The 16,081-nt window shown below is 70.5% G+C and carries 11 protein-coding genes and 1 pseudogene; 9 read left to right on the plus strand and 3 right to left on the minus strand.

From position 1 onward, the window contains the following. The 4 genes and pseudogenes from OO70_RS55840 to OO70_RS07025 all read left to right on the plus strand — a co-directional run. Positions 1-1,266 (plus strand): annotated as a pseudogene (locus tag OO70_RS55840) (alpha-amylase family glycosyl hydrolase); the annotation flags it as partial. Between the two features lie 28 nt (positions 1,267-1,294). Further along, the gene (locus OO70_RS07015) at positions 1,295-2,656 is read left to right on the plus strand and encodes a maltokinase N-terminal cap-like domain-containing protein (RefSeq protein WP_043665682.1); all 1,362 of its coding nucleotides are present in this window, start codon (positions 1,295-1,297) and stop codon (positions 2,654-2,656) included. 5 nt (positions 2,657-2,661) lie between these two features. Further along, the gene (glgB, locus tag OO70_RS07020) at positions 2,662-4,857 is read left to right on the plus strand and encodes a 1,4-alpha-glucan branching enzyme (protein WP_043665684.1); all 2,196 of its coding nucleotides are present in this window, start codon (positions 2,662-2,664) and stop codon (positions 4,855-4,857) included. A 138-nt stretch (positions 4,858-4,995) separates the two neighbouring features. Next, entirely contained in the window at positions 4,996-6,903 is a 1,908-nt protein-coding gene (locus OO70_RS07025; RefSeq protein WP_043665685.1) for an AMP-dependent synthetase/ligase, read from the plus strand. Between the two features lie 15 nt (positions 6,904-6,918). On the opposite strand, the gene OO70_RS07030 is transcribed toward OO70_RS07025, so the two are convergent. Beyond that, on the minus strand, positions 6,919-7,743 hold the full coding sequence (locus OO70_RS07030; protein WP_043666746.1) for a methyltransferase domain-containing protein: 825 nt from the start codon (positions 7,741-7,743) through the stop codon (positions 6,919-6,921). 250 nt (positions 7,744-7,993) lie between these two features. Here OO70_RS07030 and OO70_RS07035 point away from each other — a divergent pair, with 250 nt between their 5' ends. From OO70_RS07035 to OO70_RS07050, 4 genes are all read left to right on the plus strand, one after another. Beyond that, the gene (locus tag OO70_RS07035) at positions 7,994-9,370 is read left to right on the plus strand and encodes an NAD(P)/FAD-dependent oxidoreductase (protein WP_043665686.1); all 1,377 of its coding nucleotides are present in this window, start codon (positions 7,994-7,996) and stop codon (positions 9,368-9,370) included. Between the two features lie 47 nt (positions 9,371-9,417). Further along, positions 9,418-11,667, plus strand: coding sequence for an FUSC family protein (locus tag OO70_RS07040; RefSeq protein ID WP_234336774.1), 2,250 nt, complete (start codon positions 9,418-9,420; stop codon positions 11,665-11,667). A 28-nt stretch (positions 11,668-11,695) separates the two neighbouring features. Further along, on the plus strand, positions 11,696-11,875 hold the full coding sequence (locus OO70_RS07045; protein WP_043665688.1) for a hypothetical protein: 180 nt from the start codon (positions 11,696-11,698) through the stop codon (positions 11,873-11,875). Positions 11,876-12,126: 251 nt separating this feature from the next. Beyond that, positions 12,127-12,576 (plus strand): cyclic nucleotide-binding domain-containing protein, encoded by a 450-nt coding sequence (locus OO70_RS07050; RefSeq protein WP_043665689.1) that lies wholly within the window; start codon positions 12,127-12,129, stop codon positions 12,574-12,576. Positions 12,577-12,584: 8 nt separating this feature from the next. Here OO70_RS07050 and OO70_RS07055 read toward each other — a convergent pair whose 3' ends face one another. Then, positions 12,585-13,895, minus strand: coding sequence for an MFS transporter (locus OO70_RS07055; RefSeq protein WP_043665690.1), 1,311 nt, complete (start codon positions 13,893-13,895; stop codon positions 12,585-12,587). A 138-nt stretch (positions 13,896-14,033) separates the two neighbouring features. Next, positions 14,034-14,741, minus strand: coding sequence for a TetR/AcrR family transcriptional regulator (locus tag OO70_RS07060; RefSeq protein ID WP_043665691.1), 708 nt, complete (start codon positions 14,739-14,741; stop codon positions 14,034-14,036). Positions 14,742-14,856: 115 nt separating this feature from the next. On the opposite strand from OO70_RS07060, the gene OO70_RS07065 reads away from it, so the two are divergent. Continuing rightward, complete coding sequence (locus tag OO70_RS07065) at positions 14,857-16,077, plus strand: saccharopine dehydrogenase family protein (protein WP_043665692.1); 1,221 nt, start codon at positions 14,857-14,859, stop codon at positions 16,075-16,077. The last annotated feature ends 4 nt before the right edge of the window (positions 16,078-16,081 follow it).

Raw genomic sequence — 16,081 nt, forward strand, 5'->3', positions numbered from 1 at the left:
CGCCAAGGACCGGGACCCCGAGTGGTTCAAACGCGCCGTCTTCTACGAGGTCCTGGTCCGCTCCTTCCAGGACAGCAACGGCGACGGCATCGGTGACCTCAAGGGCATCACCGCCAAACTCGACTACCTCCAGTGGCTCGGCGTCGACTGCCTCTGGCTCCCACCCTTCTTCAAATCCCCCCTCCGCGACGGCGGATACGACGTCTCCGACTACACCGCCGTCCTCCCCGAATTCGGCGACCTCGCGGACTTCGTCGAGTTCGTCGACTCCGCCCACCAGCGCGGCATGCGCGTCATCATCGACTTCGTCATGAACCACACCAGCGACCAGCACCCGTGGTTCCAGGAGTCCAGAAAAGACCCCGACGGCCCCTACGGCGACTACTACATGTGGGCCGACGACGACAAGCAGTACCCCGACGCCCGCATCATCTTCGTCGACACCGAGGCCTCCAACTGGACCTTCGACCCCGTCCGCAAGCAGTACTACTGGCACCGCTTCTTCTCCCACCAACCGGACCTCAACTACGAGAACCCGGCCGTCCAGGAAGAGATCCTGGCCGCCCTCCGCTTCTGGCTGGACCTCGGAATCGACGGCTTCCGCCTCGACGCCGTCCCCTATCTCTACGCGGCCGAGGGCACCAACTGCGAGAACCTGCCCGCCAGTCACGACTTCCTGAAGCGCGTACGCCGAGAGATCGACTCGATGTATCCGGACACCGTGCTGCTGGCCGAGGCGAACCAGTGGCCCGAGGACGTCGTCGACTACTTCGGCGACTACCAGAGCGGCGGCGACGAATGCCACATGGCATTCCACTTCCCCGCCCCCCTGCTCGACAACGACCGCAACCAGATCGAACTCTTCACGGCCCTGCTCCTGTCCCTCCCCGGCTCGCCGATCCTCTACTACGGCGACGAGATCGGCATGGGCGACAACATCTGGCTCGGCGACCGCGACGCCGTCCGCACGCCCATGCAGTGGACACCCGACCGGAACGCGGGTTTCTCCTCCTGTGACCCCGGCCGGCTGTCGCTGCCGACCATCATGGACCCCGTCTACGGCTACCAGGTCACCAACGTCGAGGCGTCGATGTCGTCGCCCTCCTCGATCTGCGGGAGTTCGACGGCCTGCATCCCGTGGAGTTGATCGGCGGGGTGCGTTTTCCCGCCATCGGTGAACTGCCGTATCTGCTGACGCTCGCGGGACACGGGTTCTACTGGTTCCGGCTCTCGCGCGTCGCTTCCCGTATCGGCCGACGACTTTGAGGATGTGCCGGAGAAAGGACGCGTCACCATGCCGAAGACCGCACCCCTCCGACTGAGCAGCCCCGGCGTCGACCGGCCCCCGGCCACGCTCGCCGGGCTGCTGCGTGAATGGCTGCCCGGGCAGCGCTGGTTCGCCGGCAAGGACCGGCCGGTGGCCGACCTCGACGTGCTGTCCACGACGGAACTGTTCCCGGGCTGCCTTCATCTGCTGGTCCACGCCTCCCCCACCGGGGTTCCCGCGCCGGGCGGCACTCCCCCGCCCGGCGACTGCTATCAACTCCTGCTGGGCGTACGGGAACACGTCTCTCCGCGCCTCGCCCGGGCCTTCATCGGCCGGGTGCACGAGGGGCCGTTGGCCGGTCTCGTGGTGTACGACGCCTTGCAGGATCCGCGGTCGGCGGAGCTGTTGCTGGAGCGGTTGCGGCATCCCGGTACGGCGGGTCCCCTGCGCTTCGAGGCGGACCCGTCGGTCTCGGTGCCCGCCGGGCTCACGCCCCGACCGCTGGACGCCGAACAGTCCAACTCGTCGCTGGTGTACGGCGACCGGTACATCCTGAAGGTGTTCCGCCGCATCCAGCCCGGCGTCAATCCGGACCTCGAACTGCCGGGAGCGTTGGCCGCGCAGGGCTGCACGCGGGTCCCGGCACCGGTGGCGTGGTTCCGGACGGCGGAGCCGCGGGCCGCGACGCTCGGTGTGCTCCAGCCGTTCCTTCCCGACGCCTCCGACGGCTGGGCACTCGCACTGCGCGCACTCGCCGACGGTGATGAATTCACCACGGAGGCCCACGAGTTGGGGCAGGCCACCGCCGATGTCCATCTCGCGCTGGCCGCGGCTTTTCCGTCCGAGAGCGCCACGGGAAACGACCACACGGCGACCGCGATGACCGAACGGCTGGAGGCCGCCGCGCACTCCGTGCCCGCGCTGCGGCCGTTCGTGCCGGGACTGCGAACCGCGTTCGGCGCGCTCGTCGGCCGTGCTGCCGGGCCGCCCGCTCAACGCATCCACGGGGACCTGCATCTCGGGCAGGTGCTGCGGGCCGGGCGCGACTGGTTCGTCATCGACTTCGAGGGCGAGCCGTCCAAGCCGCTGGCCGAGCGGCGCAGCGCGCAGTCCCCGGTGCGGGACATCGCGGGCATGCTGCGCTCCTTCGACTACGCGGCCCGGCAGCGCCGCCCCTGGCGTCCGGAGTGGGCGCGCCGTTGCCGGGAGGCGTACTGCGCGGGCTACGCGGCCCGGGCCGGCTGGGACCCCCGCACCAAGCACGCGCTGCTGCGCGCCTACGAGACGGACCGCGCTGTGTATGAAGTGCTGTACGAGGCCAGACACCGTCCGGACTGGCTTCCCGTACCCATGGCGGCGATCGAGCGTCTCGCCGTCCGAGGAGGCTGAACTCCGTGGCCCTGCACGACACTTCACCTCAGGAGGCGGGTGGTTCGCCCACGACCGCTCCGCTCGACCCGGCCGACCGCGACCGCCTGCTCGCGGGTGCCCACCACGACCCGCACGCGCTGCTCGGCGCACATCCGGTGCCGGGTGGGTTCGCCTTCCGGGCCCTGCGTCCGTACGCCCGTGCCGTGAGCGTCGTGATCGACGGCATGCTCAGCCCGCTCACCTCGGAAGGGGGCGGTCTCTTCTCCGGCGTACTGCCGCTCGACGCGCTCCCGGCGTACACGCTGCTGGTGTCGTACGCGGAGGGCGACGAGCACGAGGTGCACGACCCGTACCACTTCCTGCCCGCCCTCGGCGATCTCGACCTGCACCTCATCAGGGAGGGGCGGCACGAGGAGTTGTGGACGGCGCTCGGCGCGGAGCCGATGTCGCACGCCGGGGTGGCCGGCACCCGCTTCACGGTGTGGGCGCCGAACGCCCAAGGGGTGCGTGTCGCCGGGGACTTCAGCTCCTGGGACGGGACGGCGTTCCCGATGCGGTCGCTCGGTTCGTCGGGTGTGTGGGAGCTGTTCCTGCCGGGTGTCGGCGAGGATGCCCGCTACAAGTTCGAGATCACCTCACGGCACGGCGAGCGCTTCCTGAAGGCCGACCCGATGGCCCGCCGTACGGAGGTGCCGCCCGCCACGGCGTCCATCGTGACGGCCTCGCACTACGAGTGGGGCGACGAGGACTGGCTCGCGCGGCGGACGCAGATCCCGGTCCACGAGGCGCCGTTCTCGATCTACGAAGTCCATCTCGCCTCCTGGCAGCCCGGCTTGACATACCGTCAGCTGGCCGTGGAACTCCCCGCATATGTGAAAGACCTGGGCTTCACCCACGTCGAGTTCATGCCGGTCGCCGAGCATCCCTTCGGTGGTTCCTGGGGCTACCAGGTCACCGGCTTCTACGCCCCGACCTCCCGCCTCGGCACCCCTGACGACTTCAAGTTCCTGGTCGACGCGCTCCACCGGGCCGGGGTCGGTGTGATCATGGACTGGGTCCCGGCGCATTTCCCCAAGGACGACTGGGCATTGGCCCGGTTCGACGGGGAGCCGCTGTACGAGCCCGGGGACGAGCGGCGGGCCGAGCATCCGGACTGGGGGACGTACGAGTTCGACCTCGGGCGGACCGAGGTGCGCAACTTCCTTGTGGCGAACGCCGTCTACTGGTGCCAGGAGTTCCACATCGACGGCCTGCGCGTGGACGCGGTCGCCTCGATGCTCTACCTCGACTACTCACGCGACTCGGGCCAGTGGACCCCGAACGTCCACGGCGGACGCGAGGACCTGGACGCGGTGGCCTTCCTCCAGGAGATGAACGCGACCGTCTATCGGCGGGTGCCCGGTGTCGTGACGATCGCCGAGGAGTCGACCGCCTGGGACGGGGTGACCCGGCCCACCGACACCGGCGGGCTGGGTTTCGGGCTGAAGTGGAACATGGGCTGGATGCACGACTCGCTCGGCTACATGTCGCACGAGCCCGTCCACCGTAAGTTCCACCACCACGAGATGACGTTCTCCATGGTGTACGCGTACAGCGAGAACTACGTGCTCCCGATCTCCCACGACGAAGTAGTCCACGGGAAGCGGGCGTTGGTGTCGAAGATGCCCGGCGACTGGTGGCAGCAGCGGGCCGACCACCGGGCGTATCTGGGATTCATGTGGGCCCACCCCGGCAAGCAACTCCTCTTCATGGGACAGGAGTTCGCCCAGGGCGCCGAATGGTCCGAGGCCCACGGCCCCGACTGGTGGCTCCTCGACCCGGAGTACGACGCGGCGGCCGATCACGAGGGAGTCAGGGACCTGGTCCGCGACCTCAACACCGTCTACCGCCGGACCCCCGCCCTCTGGCAACTCGACACCGACCCGGCCGGCTTCCGCTGGGTGAGGGGCGACGCTGCCGAGGACAACGTCTTCGCGTTCCTGAGGTTCGACGCCGAGGGCTCGCCTCTGCTCGCCGTCAGCAACTTCTCTCCGGTCGTGCGTCACGGCTACCGGCTGGGCGTCCCGGACGACATCCCCGCCTGGCGCGAAACCCTCAACACCGACAGCGCCCGCTACGGCGGCAGCGATGTCATCACCCCAGACCCGGTCAAACCGGAGGACGGCCATATCCGGCTCACGCTCCCGCCCCTCGCGACGGTGTGGCTGACACCGGGGTGACATTCCGCCCGCCATCAAACTCGGTGAGGGCACTTCCCAGTTCCCCTCACCAATCGCTCACACCTGGGCTACATTCGAGCACCGTCGATAACAGTAATGATCGGCAGAGTCACGCCCCGTACAACCCAGGAGCAGCGCATGCGCGACTTCGCCGTCGCTCCACCCCCCACCTCCACCCTCAACGGCGGCCTCGCCGACAGCATCTTCGAGACCGCGGTCGTCAATCCCACCCTTCCGCTGGTCGCACGCCGAACCGACCCCTCCTCCACGGTGTGGGAGGAGGTGACCGCCGTAGAGCTGCGGGACGAAGTCGTCGATCTGGCAAAGGGGTTGATCGCCTCCGGGATCTCGCCGGGCAGCCGGGTCGCGATCATGGCCCGCACCCGTTACGAGTGGACGGTGCTCAGCCACGCCCTGTGGGCGGTGGGCGCCGAGGTCGTGCCGGTGCATCCGACGTCCTCGCGGGAGCAGGTCGAGTGGATGCTGCGGGACGCCGGCTGTGTGGCCGTGGTCGTGGAGGACGAGCAGGGCATCATGACGGTCGGCACGGTGTGTGCCGCGCTGCCGTTGCTGCGGCACGTCTGGCAGCTGGACTCCGGGGCCCTGGCCCAGATCGTGGAGCGGGGCACGTACATCCCGCAGACCACGGTGGACTCGCTGCGCCGGATCGTGATGCCGGACTCGACCGCGGTCATCGCCTACACCTCGGGCACCTCGGGCCGCCCCATGGGCTGCGCGCTGAGCCACCGCAGTCTGGCCAGCCCCTGCGACACGCTGCTCGCGGGCTGGTCGCACACGGCGGCGCCCCCGGGGGAACAGCCGGCCGTCCTGGCCTTCCTGCCCTTCTCGCACGTGTACGGCCTGATGATCCAGGCCCTGTGCATGCGCGGCGGCTGGGTGATGGCCCACGAGCCGGAGATGACGGAGGCGGCGCTGGTGTCGGCGCTGCGCACCTTCCGGCCCACCTATCTGTATGCCGTGCCGTCCATCTTCGAGAAGATCTACAAGAACTTTCTCCGTACGGCCCAACAGACCGGCCGGGGCGCCCTGTTCGAGCGCGCGGCGGCGACCGCGCGGGACTTCGCCGCGGCCGAGGAGAGGCAGAGACTGGGCCGGGGCTCGGGTCCCGGTTTCGATCTGCGGCTCCAACATGCCGTGTTCGAGCGGACGGTGTACCGCAAGCTGCGCTCCGCGCTGGGCGGCCGGGTGGTCCGCGCCACGTCGGGCGGTTCTTCCCTGAGCCGTGAACTGTCCTTGTTCTACGCGGGCATCGGCATTTTCGTGCACGACGGCTACGGCCTCACGGAGACCGCGGGCGGGGTCACGATGCAGCCGCTGGGCCGGGAGAAGATCGGCACCGTGGGGCAGGCGCTGCCGGGCACGGAGATCCGGGTCGCGGAGGACGGGGAGATCCTAGTGAACGGGCCCTCGGTGTTCCAGGGCTACATCAACGACGAGCGGGCCACCCGGGCCGCGCTGTACGGGGGTTGGCTGGCGACCGGGGACATCGGGCGGCTGGACACCGAGGGGTATCTGACGATCACCGGCCGCAAGAAGGACATCATCATCACCAGCAGCGGCAAGAGTGTGGCGCCGGCCGCGCTGGAGAACCGGCTGCGGATGCATCCCCTCATCCATCAGGCGGTGGTCGTCGGCGACGACCGTCCCTGTGTGGGGGCGCTGCTCACCCTGGACCCGGAGTTCGTGGCGCACTGGCGGGCCGGTCTAGCGATGCAGAGCGACGCGCGGGGCCGGGAGGCGCGGGAGGAGAACGCGCTGCGGGAGGAGATCACGCGGGCCGTAGCGGCCGCCAACAGCCCTGTGGCGCGCGCCGAGTCGATCCGGGTGTTCCGGGTGCTCCCGCAGCCGTTCGACGTCGCGGGCGGGCTGCTGACGCCGTCGATGAAGCTGCGCAGGGACGCGATCGTGCGGCACTACGCGTTCGAGATCGACGCGATGTACCAGGCACGCGCGCGTACCCCGCGACTGCCGACGTCGGAGGAGCAGCTCACGGGCTGGGACGACGCGGACAACGTGTTCCGCTGAGGTCCCGGCCGGGGGTCACTCCGGGCGGTGGGCGACGACCGCGAACATCGTCACGGACATGTGCAGCGCGCCCTGCTCGGCGGCCTCGGTGAGGTCGGCGTAGGCACGGTCGCGCTGTGCCTCGGTGAGCGCGCCCCGGCGCACCGCGGACTCGCCCAGCATGCGGATCAGCGGCCAGACGACCGACCGGTGGTCCTGGAGCAGCGCCTGCGAACCCCGGTCGTCGACCACGAGGCCGGCCGCGCTGAGCTGGCCGACGAGCCTGCGTCCCGAGTACGGGTTCGCCGCTCCGGTGAGGGCGCCCGAGGTGAACGCCGCCATGATCTCCGGGTCCCCGGGGTGCAGGATCGTGGTCGCCCAGTCGGTGTCGAGCAGGGCCACGCGCCCGCCGGGGCTCAGCACGCGGGCCATCTCGGCGACCGCCTTGTCCGGTTCCGCGAGGTGCTGGAGCACCCGTTCGCACCAGACGACGTCCACGGAGGCGTCGGGCACGGGCAGGGACAGCGCGTCGCCGTCCGTGAAGCGGGCCGGACTGCCTGCCTTCGCGGCCCGTTCCTCGGCGACCGCCCGCAGCCCGGGGTTGGGTTCGACGCCGAGCGCCGACCCGTTGGCGCCGACCGCCGCGGCCAGTTCACGGGTCGTGGAGCCGGTCCCGGCCCCGATGTCGAGGGCGCGTTCACCGCTACCCGGGGCGAGCGCCTCGTGCGCCCACGCCCGCAGCCGTCGTACGCCGGGATTGGCCTCCTGTATGTCGAGCGCGGCCACCAGCCGCGTCACGTTGCCGGCGTCGATGTTCTGGGTGCGGAAGCCTGACCCCGGCTCGGGCTGAGTGTGCGACATGGCGTGCACTCTACGGTCCGTATCGATCGCCGACGGGGTGGTCAAAGGTCATTCAGGTACGCCATTTGTTCACGCGTCCGCGGCGTACGGCGGGCGTCGGCGGGGCATGCTGGTGCTCCACGCGTACGTCTGCCTGCCGCGCTCAGCTGGCGGAACGGCTTCCGGCACGGTGGGATCGATGTGGGTGCGAAGCAGCGATCCAGGGGCAGGCGTACGGCGTCGAGGCAGACCGCCTGGAGCCGCAGAAGGGATGAACACCGTGACACGACCGAGGATCCTGGTGGTTGGCGCAGGCTTCGCAGGAGTGGAGTGCGTTCGCCGCCTGGAACGGAAACTGAACACCGACGAGGCGGACGTCACCCTGGTGACGCCGTTCTCCTACCAGCTCTATCTGCCCCTGCTGCCCCAGGTCGCCTCCGGCGTCCTGACCCCGCAGTCGATCGCCGTCTCGCTGCGCCGCAGCAAGAAGTACCGCACCCGGATCATCCCGGGCGGCGCCATCGGTGTGGACATCAAGGCCAAGGTCTGTGTGATCCGCACGATCAACGACGAGATCGTGAACGAGCCCTACGACTACATCGTGCTCTCCCCCGGCAGCATCACCCGCACCTTCGACATCCCCGGGCTGACCGATCACGCCTTCGGCATGAAGACCCTCGCCGAGGCCGCGTACATCCGCGACCACGTCATCACGCAGCTGGACCTCGCGGACGCGAGCGACGACCCCGCGGAGAAGGCGTCGCGGCTGCAGTTCGTGGTGGTCGGCGGCGGGTACGCCGGTACGGAGACGGCCGCCTGTCTGCAGAAGCTGACGCACGCCGCGGTCAAGCGCTACCCGCGTATCGACCCGGGTCTGATCAAGTGGCACCTCATCGACATCGCGCCGAAGCTCATGCCCGAACTGGGCGACAAGCTCGGCAAGAGCGCGCAGGAGATCCTGACCAAGCGCGGTATCGACATCTCCCTGGGTGTCTCCATCGCCAAGGCGGGGCCTGAGGAGGTCACCTTCACCGACGGGCGGGTGGTGCCGACCCGGACGCTGATCTGGACGGCCGGTGTGGTCGCCAGCCCGCTCATCGCCACGCTCGGTGCGGAAACGATTCGGGGGCGGCTCGCGGTCACCGCCGACATGAACCTCCCCGGACACGACGGGGTGTTCGCGCTCGGCGACTCCGGCGCGGTGCCGGACGAGGCCAAGGGCGGGGACGGCGCGATCTGCCCGCCGACCGCGCAGCACGCCATGCGGCAGGGCAAGGTCGTCGCCGACAACGTGATCGCGACCCTGCGCAACCAGCCGATGAAGCCGTACGTCCACAAGGACCTCGGGCTGGTCGTGGACCTCGGCGGCAAGGACGCGGTGTCCAAGCCGCTGGGCATCGAACTGCGCGGCCTGCCCGCCCAGGTCGTCGCCCGCGGCTACCACTGGTCGGCGCTGCGCACCGGCGTCGCCAAGGTCCGCGTCGCGACGAACTGGACGCTGAACGCGCTGGCCGGCGACGACTTCGTGCGCACCGGCTTCCAGGCCCGCAAACCCGCCACGCTCAAGGACTTCGAGTACACCGACTCGTACCTCTCGCCGGAGCAGGTGCGGGACCGCATCGAAGGGGACGGGACCCAGGAGCCGTAGCATCGGTCTCACGGATCTTGGTGTGAACCTGGGGAGAGTACGGCGGCGTGAGGGCAGCGGGACGGGCGGCGTGGGCACGGGTGCGGTATCGCGTCGCGGCGTCCGATCCCGGACTGCTGCGGCTGACGGCCGGACTGCGGACGGTGGCCGCGATCGCCCTCACGCTGGCCGTGCTCTCCCTGCTGCGTGCCTCGGTGCCGCATCTGGTGGCCGGGGCGATGGCGGCGATGGTCTCCACGTTCGCCATCCGCGAGAAGCAGCGCACACAGCAGGCCGTGACGCTCGCGCTGGGCCTGCCGGTGGCGCTGGCCTCCGTGTCGCTCAGCGCGCTGCTGAACTCACGAGTCGTCGCCGGTGACGTCTTCTTCGTCCTGCTGATCTTCGGCGCCGTCTACAGCCGCCGCTTCGGCGAACGCGGCACGGCGCTCGGCCTGATCGGCTTCCAGATCTACTTCCTGTCCCTGTTCGTCGGCGTGACCGTCTCCGCGCTGCCTCGGCTCTACGGCGTGCTCGGCGTCGCCTTCGCGTGCAGCGCGCTGGTGCGGTTCGCGCTGGTGCCGGAGACGCCCACGGGGACACTGGACCGGCTGCGGCGGGCGTTCCGGGCGCGGTTCGCCCAACTGGTCACCGCGCAACTCGCGTTGCTCGACGCCGGTGCCGACGACATGGAGAAGGCCCTCGACGACGTACGGGAGGGCACCGCGCGGCTGCACGAGACGGCGCTGCTGATCCAGGGCCGGCTCGAGGACGGGACCTCGGACGAGACGGTGGCACGGCTCGTGCAGCGGCGTATCGCCGACGCCGAGGTCGCCGCCGAGCGGCTGGGGCTCCTGCTGCTGACCGCGCGCAGCGCCGAACGCGGCCACACGCTCACCCTGCATCTGCCGGGCGCACCCGTCCCCGCCGGCGAGCGGCTGCCCCGGAGGGACGAGACGACCGACACCCTGCGCCGCGACCTGGAGGCACTGCGCCTGCTGGTCCTACGGCCGTCGGGCTCCGACTCGGGCACCGCGCTGGCCCATGTGCGCAACCGGCTGCTGGGCTATCGCGAGGAGGAGAACCTGCCGCCCGCCTCGGACGCCGTGCAGGACGTCTTCCGGGGCATCGGCGAGGCCGGGCGCGCGGTGCTGGGCCTGCGGATCGCCGTCGACGGGCCGCAGGACGAGTCCGAGGACACGCCCGCGACGACCCGCTCCCGCGAGGAGCTGGACGCGGAGGACGTCGCCATCGCGGGCAGCGAGGAGGCCGAGCGGGAGGACGCGGAGCGCACGGGCCTGCGGCGGCCGACCACGCGGGCGGCCGTGCAGGTCGCCGTCGGTTCCTCGCTGGCCATCATCGGCGGCGAGTTCCTGTCCAGCCAGCGCTGGTACTGGGCGGTGCTGACCTGCTGGATCGTGTTCCTCAACACCTCGTCCACCGGCGAGATCCTCGTCAAGGGCTACCGGCGACTGCTGGGCACGGTCCTGGGTGTCGTGGCCGGTATCGGTCTCGCGGGCCTCGTCGGACACCACACGTGGACGGCATTCGCCCTGGTGCTGCTGTTCATCTTCGCGATGTTCTACACGGCACCGCTCTCGTACACCCTGATGTCCTTCTTCGTCACCGCGATGCTGGGCCTGCTCTACACCCTGCTGCACACCTACAGCGCGTCCGTGCTGGTGCTGCGGATCGAGGAGACGGCGCTCGGCGCGGCCTGCGGGGTGGTCGCGGCGGCGCTGGTGCTGCCGGTGCACACGGACCGCCGTACGAACGAACTGCTCGGCACCGTGCTGGAACGGCTCACCGATGTCACCGAGGCCGCCGTCGACCAGCTCAGCGGCGGGCCTGCGGCCGAACTCCTCGACAGGGCAAGGGACTTGGACCAGGCACTCGCCGACCTGAGCGCCTCGACGCAGCCGCTGACCCACCCGATCACGCCGTTGCGGGCCCGCCGGGACACGGCTCGGTATGTCGTCGCGCTGCTGGAGACCTGCGCCTATCACGCGCGGTATCTGGCGGCGACGGCCGAGCTGCTGCCCACGCATCCGTCGATAGCGGCCGATCCCCGGCTGCGTGAGGCGGGGCGCCGGATCGTGCACAACATCGGGGTGATCGGCGCCCATGTCGCCGGCGAGGAGGCCGTCGGCGAGATCGAGACCGGGCCGAGCATCGCGTCCCTGCTGCGGCCTGGTACGCCCGGCACCCCGCGCTACGGCCGCGTCACCGACCGCGTGCTGCGGCATCTGCAGCGCCTCGACGAGGCCGTGGTGGGTCTGGCCCGCCCGCTGGACGTGCCGATCGCGGCGCCGGCGCAGTGAATTCCGCGCACGGGGGTAGGCGGAGTACATGAGTGATGTCGTGGACTCGGACGAACTGTTGCGGCGCATCCAGCGGGCCCGCGCCTTCGCCGCCCAGGAGGCGCACACGTGGGCGGAGCAGGGTGACCCCGTGCGGGAGGTGGCCTACGAGGCCGTCCTGCGGGTGCTGGACGAGATCGTGGCCCCCGGACGGCATGCCGCGAAGTGAAACCGGTCACGCGACCGGTTCAAGTGGGTACGAAATCCCCACGGATGGTTTACGGTTCATTCATACGTGGTCACGGAGTCGACTGTACGGTCCTCCGGCGCCACCGCTTAACGGCCCTGGCTGGTCTCCCCCGTCCAGCCAGGGCTTTTTCATGCCCTGATTCCGTCCCCCGAGGTGCCCGGGACGTCGGCAGAGGCTGAAATGGGCGTAGGGAGAATTCCGGATCCGCTGCCGGCGAGGAGCCCTGTGCCATGACCAAAGCGATAAAACTGCTGACCGCCCTGCCCCAGACCCAGCGCGAGCGGCTGATGGAGCTCGCGCAGGAGGTCTCGTTCGCCGAGGACTCCAGGATCTTCGAGGCGGGCGGTACGGCCGACCGTTTCTGGGTGATCCGCTCCGGCGCGGTCTCGCTGGACCAGCGGGTGACGCCTGAGCAACGGGTCGCCGTGGGCACGCTCGGGGCGGGCGACCTGCTCGGCTGGTCGTGGCTGTTCCCTCCGTACAGGTGGGATTTCGGCGCGGAGGCGTTCAGTGCCGTGCGGGCCTACGAGTTCGACGCGTCGGCCGTCCTCGCCCTGTGCGTGGAGGACCCGCTGCTGGGGCTCTCCCTGGTCCGGATCGTCGCGGAGATCCTCGCGCACCGGCTGGAGCTGACCCGGGGCAAGCTGATGGAGCACTACGCGCTCCATCGGCATGTCTGAGCGCGCCCTCAGATGCGGTAGCGGCGCAGCGCCGGGACCGCGAAGGCCAGGGTCAGCATGATGACGACGACCAGGATGCCGCCGCCCGCGACCGCCGTGCGCGGGCCGAGGGCGGAACCGGCCGTGCCGTGCAGGACGTCGGCCAGGCGCGGGCCGCCCGCCACCACGACGGTGAAGACGCCCTGCATACGGCCGCGCATCTCGTCGGTGGCGGCGGACAGCAGGATCGCCCCGCGGAACACCATGGACACCATGTCGGCGACACCGGCGGCGGCCAGGAAGACCACGCCGATCCACAGATTGCTGCTCAGCCCGAACCCGGTGATGGCCACGCCCCACGCGACGACCGCGCCGATCACCATCCATCCGTGCCGCCGCGCCCGCGAGAACACGCCGGAGAACAGTCCGCCGACCACCGCACCGATCGGGATCGCCGCGAACAACATGCCGAGCGCGACGCCCTCGTCGTAGGACGCGTAGGTCTGGGCGGCGAGTTGCGGGAACAGGGCGCGGGGCATGCCGAAGACCATCGCGATGATGTCGGCGAGGAAGGACAGCAGCAGCACCTTGTGCAGCGAGATGTAGCGGAACCCGGCGGCGACCTCGCGCCAGCCCGCGCGGCGGGGTGTGGCGGATTCCTGGGGAGGCAGCGAGGGCAGCCGGACGACCGCCCAGAGCGTGACGCACAGGGCCAGCGCGTCGATGAGATACAGCTCGGGCAGGCCGATGACCGGGATGAGGGCGCCCGCGAGGAGCGGTCCGACGACCTGGCCGGTCTGCATGACGGTCGAGCCGAGGGCGTTCGCGGCGGGCAGTTGCCCGGCGGGGACCAGGCGGGCGATGGAGGCGTTGCGGGCGGGCGCGTTGAGGCCCCAGAAGGCCTGCTGCATCGCGAGCAGCACCATCAGCGCGGCCACCGACTCGAGCCCGGTGACGGCCTGGACCCAGAACAGCACCGAGGTCACGGCGATGCCGCTGTTGGTGATCAGCAGCAGTTTGCGGCGGTCCATGCTGTCGGCGAGCGAGCCGCCCCACAGCGCGAACACGATGAGCGGCACCAGGCCGGCCATGCTGGCGGCGCCGACCCACGCGGAGGAGCCGGTGATGTCGTAGATCTGCTTGGGTACGGCGACGGCGGTGAGCTGGCTGCCGACGGCCGTGACGATGGTCGAGGACCACAGGCGGCGGTAGGCGGGGATGCGCAGCGGGCGGGTGTCCATCGCCCAGCGGCGCCAGCCGTGCCGGGGTCCTGTCGCCGGTTCCGCGTCCTTCTCGGCCTCGGGTGCCGTGCCGCTGTCGGTGCTCTCGCTGGTGTCCACTGGCTTCCTGGTTGCTCGCTACATCTAATAGACCGGGGTTCACTATCGCAGCACCGGCTGTGGCCGCGGAATCCGCCGTCTCACGCCCCGGCGGCGGGCTTTGCGCCGCAGCGAATGCGGTGCGACGGCCTCTCCTGTTCAGGTCCCCGGCTCCGCCAACCGTGCGGCGGCGCTGTCCAGGAGCATCTCCAGGGCCGTCGGATACGCGCTGTCGACCATGCGGGTCGCCAGGAGCGGGGCCGCCTCGGCGATGCGGGGGTGGGTGGTGCGGGGCAGGCGGGCGTAGGTCGAGCGCCACATCGCCTCGTCGGCGCGGAGGGCCGCGCTCGGCAGGGCCAGGGACGCGGCGTCGAGGGCGGCGAAGGCCAGGGTCTGGTCGATGAACGCGTGGTAGATCCGCACGGTGTCGGGCAGCGGGAACCCGGCCGTGCGCAGGACGTCCAGTACGGCCTCGTCGGCGGCCAGTTCGTTGGGGCGGCCGGTGACCCGGCTCGCCGTGAGCTGGGCGGCCTGCGGGTGGGCGACGTACGCGGCGTGGATGCGCAGGCCGATCGCGCGCAGGTCCGCCCGCCACTCCCCCGTCGGCTCCCAGCCCCGCAGCGCCTGGCCGACGAGGGCGTCGCCGATGGCCAGGGTCAGCTCGTCCATGCCGCGGAAGTAGCGGTAGAGCGTGCTGGGGTCGGCGTCCAGGGCGAGGCCCAGGCGGCGGGCGGTGAGGCCCGCGCTGCCGTGTTCGCGCAGCATACGCAGCGCCGTGTCGACGATCAGCTGCTCGGACAGGACCGTGCCGCTCTTGGTGGGCCGGCGCCGTCGCCGTTTCTCCTCGGGCACCACCGGTTTCGGCATCGCGGCCTCCCTTTGCGCCTTATGCCAACGCCATTGACCTTATCCGCGCCACCGGCGTTGTATCTCCGGCAGGGCCCGCTGACTTTCCTGGTTCGGCAGTGAAGGAGTTCTTGCCATGCGTGTACTGCTCGTGGGAGCCGGTGGTGTGGGTACCGCGATCACGCGGATCGCGGCCCGGCGTCCGTTCTTCGACGCGATGGTGGTCGCCGACTACGACCTGTCCCGGGCGGAGGCCGCGGTCGCCGCGCTCTGGGACGCCGGCGCCCGGTTCCGTGCCGCGCGGCTGGACGCGAGCGACGAGGAGGCCGTCGTGGCGGCGCTGCGTGCGCACGAGTGCGACGTGCTGCTGAACGCGACCGACCCGCGCTTCGTCCTGCCGCTGTTCCGTGCGGCACGTGCGGCCGGGGCCAACTACCTCGACATGGCGATGTCGTTGTCCCGTCCGCATCCCGAGCGGCCTTACGAGGAGTGCGGGGTCAAGCTCGGGGACGCGCAGTTCGCCGAGGCGGACGACTGGGAGAAGGCGGGGGCGCTGGCCCTCGTCGGGATGGGGGTGGAGCCGGGGCTCTCGGACGTGTTCGCGCGGTACGCGGCCGACGAACTCTTCGACGAGATCGAGGAGATCGGTATCCGCGACGGGGCGAACCTCACCGTCGACGGATACGACTTCGCACCCTCCTTCAGCATCTGGACCACGATCGAGGAGTGCCTGAACCCGCCGGTCGTCTACGAGGCCGACCGCGGCTGGTTCACCACCGAGCCCTTCAGCGAGCCCGAGGTGTTCGACTTCCCCGAGGGCATCGGCCCGGTCGAGTGCGTGAACGTGGAGCACGAGGAGGTGCTGCTCGTCCCGCGCTGGGTCGACGCACGCCGGGTCACCTTCAAGTACGGGCTCGGCAATCAGTTCATCGACACGCTGAAGACCCTGCACCTCCTGGGCCTGGACCGCACCGAGCCGGTCACCGTACCGAGTGCCGCCGGGCCAACTGCCGTGTCGCCGAGGGATGTTGTCGCCGCCTGCCTGCCCGATCCCGCCACGCTCGGCGACCGTATGCACGGCAAGACCTGCGCGGGCACCTGGGTGCGCGGCACGAAGGACGGGGCGCCGCGCGAGGTGTACCTCTACCACGTGGTCGACAATCAGTGGTCGATGGCGGAGTACGGCTCCCAGGCGGTGGTGTGGCAGACCGCCATCAACCCGGTGATCGCCCTGGAGTTGCTGGCCACGGGCGCGTGGACCGGCTCGGGTGTGCTGGGTCCGGAGGCGTTTCCGGCCGGGCCGTTCCTGGATCTGCTGACGGCGTACGGCTCGCCCTGGGGCCTGCGCGAGCAGTGACCAG

Source organism: Streptomyces xylophagus, from assembly GCF_000716435.1.
In the GTDB taxonomy this organism is placed as follows: Bacteria; Actinomycetota; Actinomycetes; order Streptomycetales; family Streptomycetaceae; genus Streptomyces; species Streptomyces xylophagus.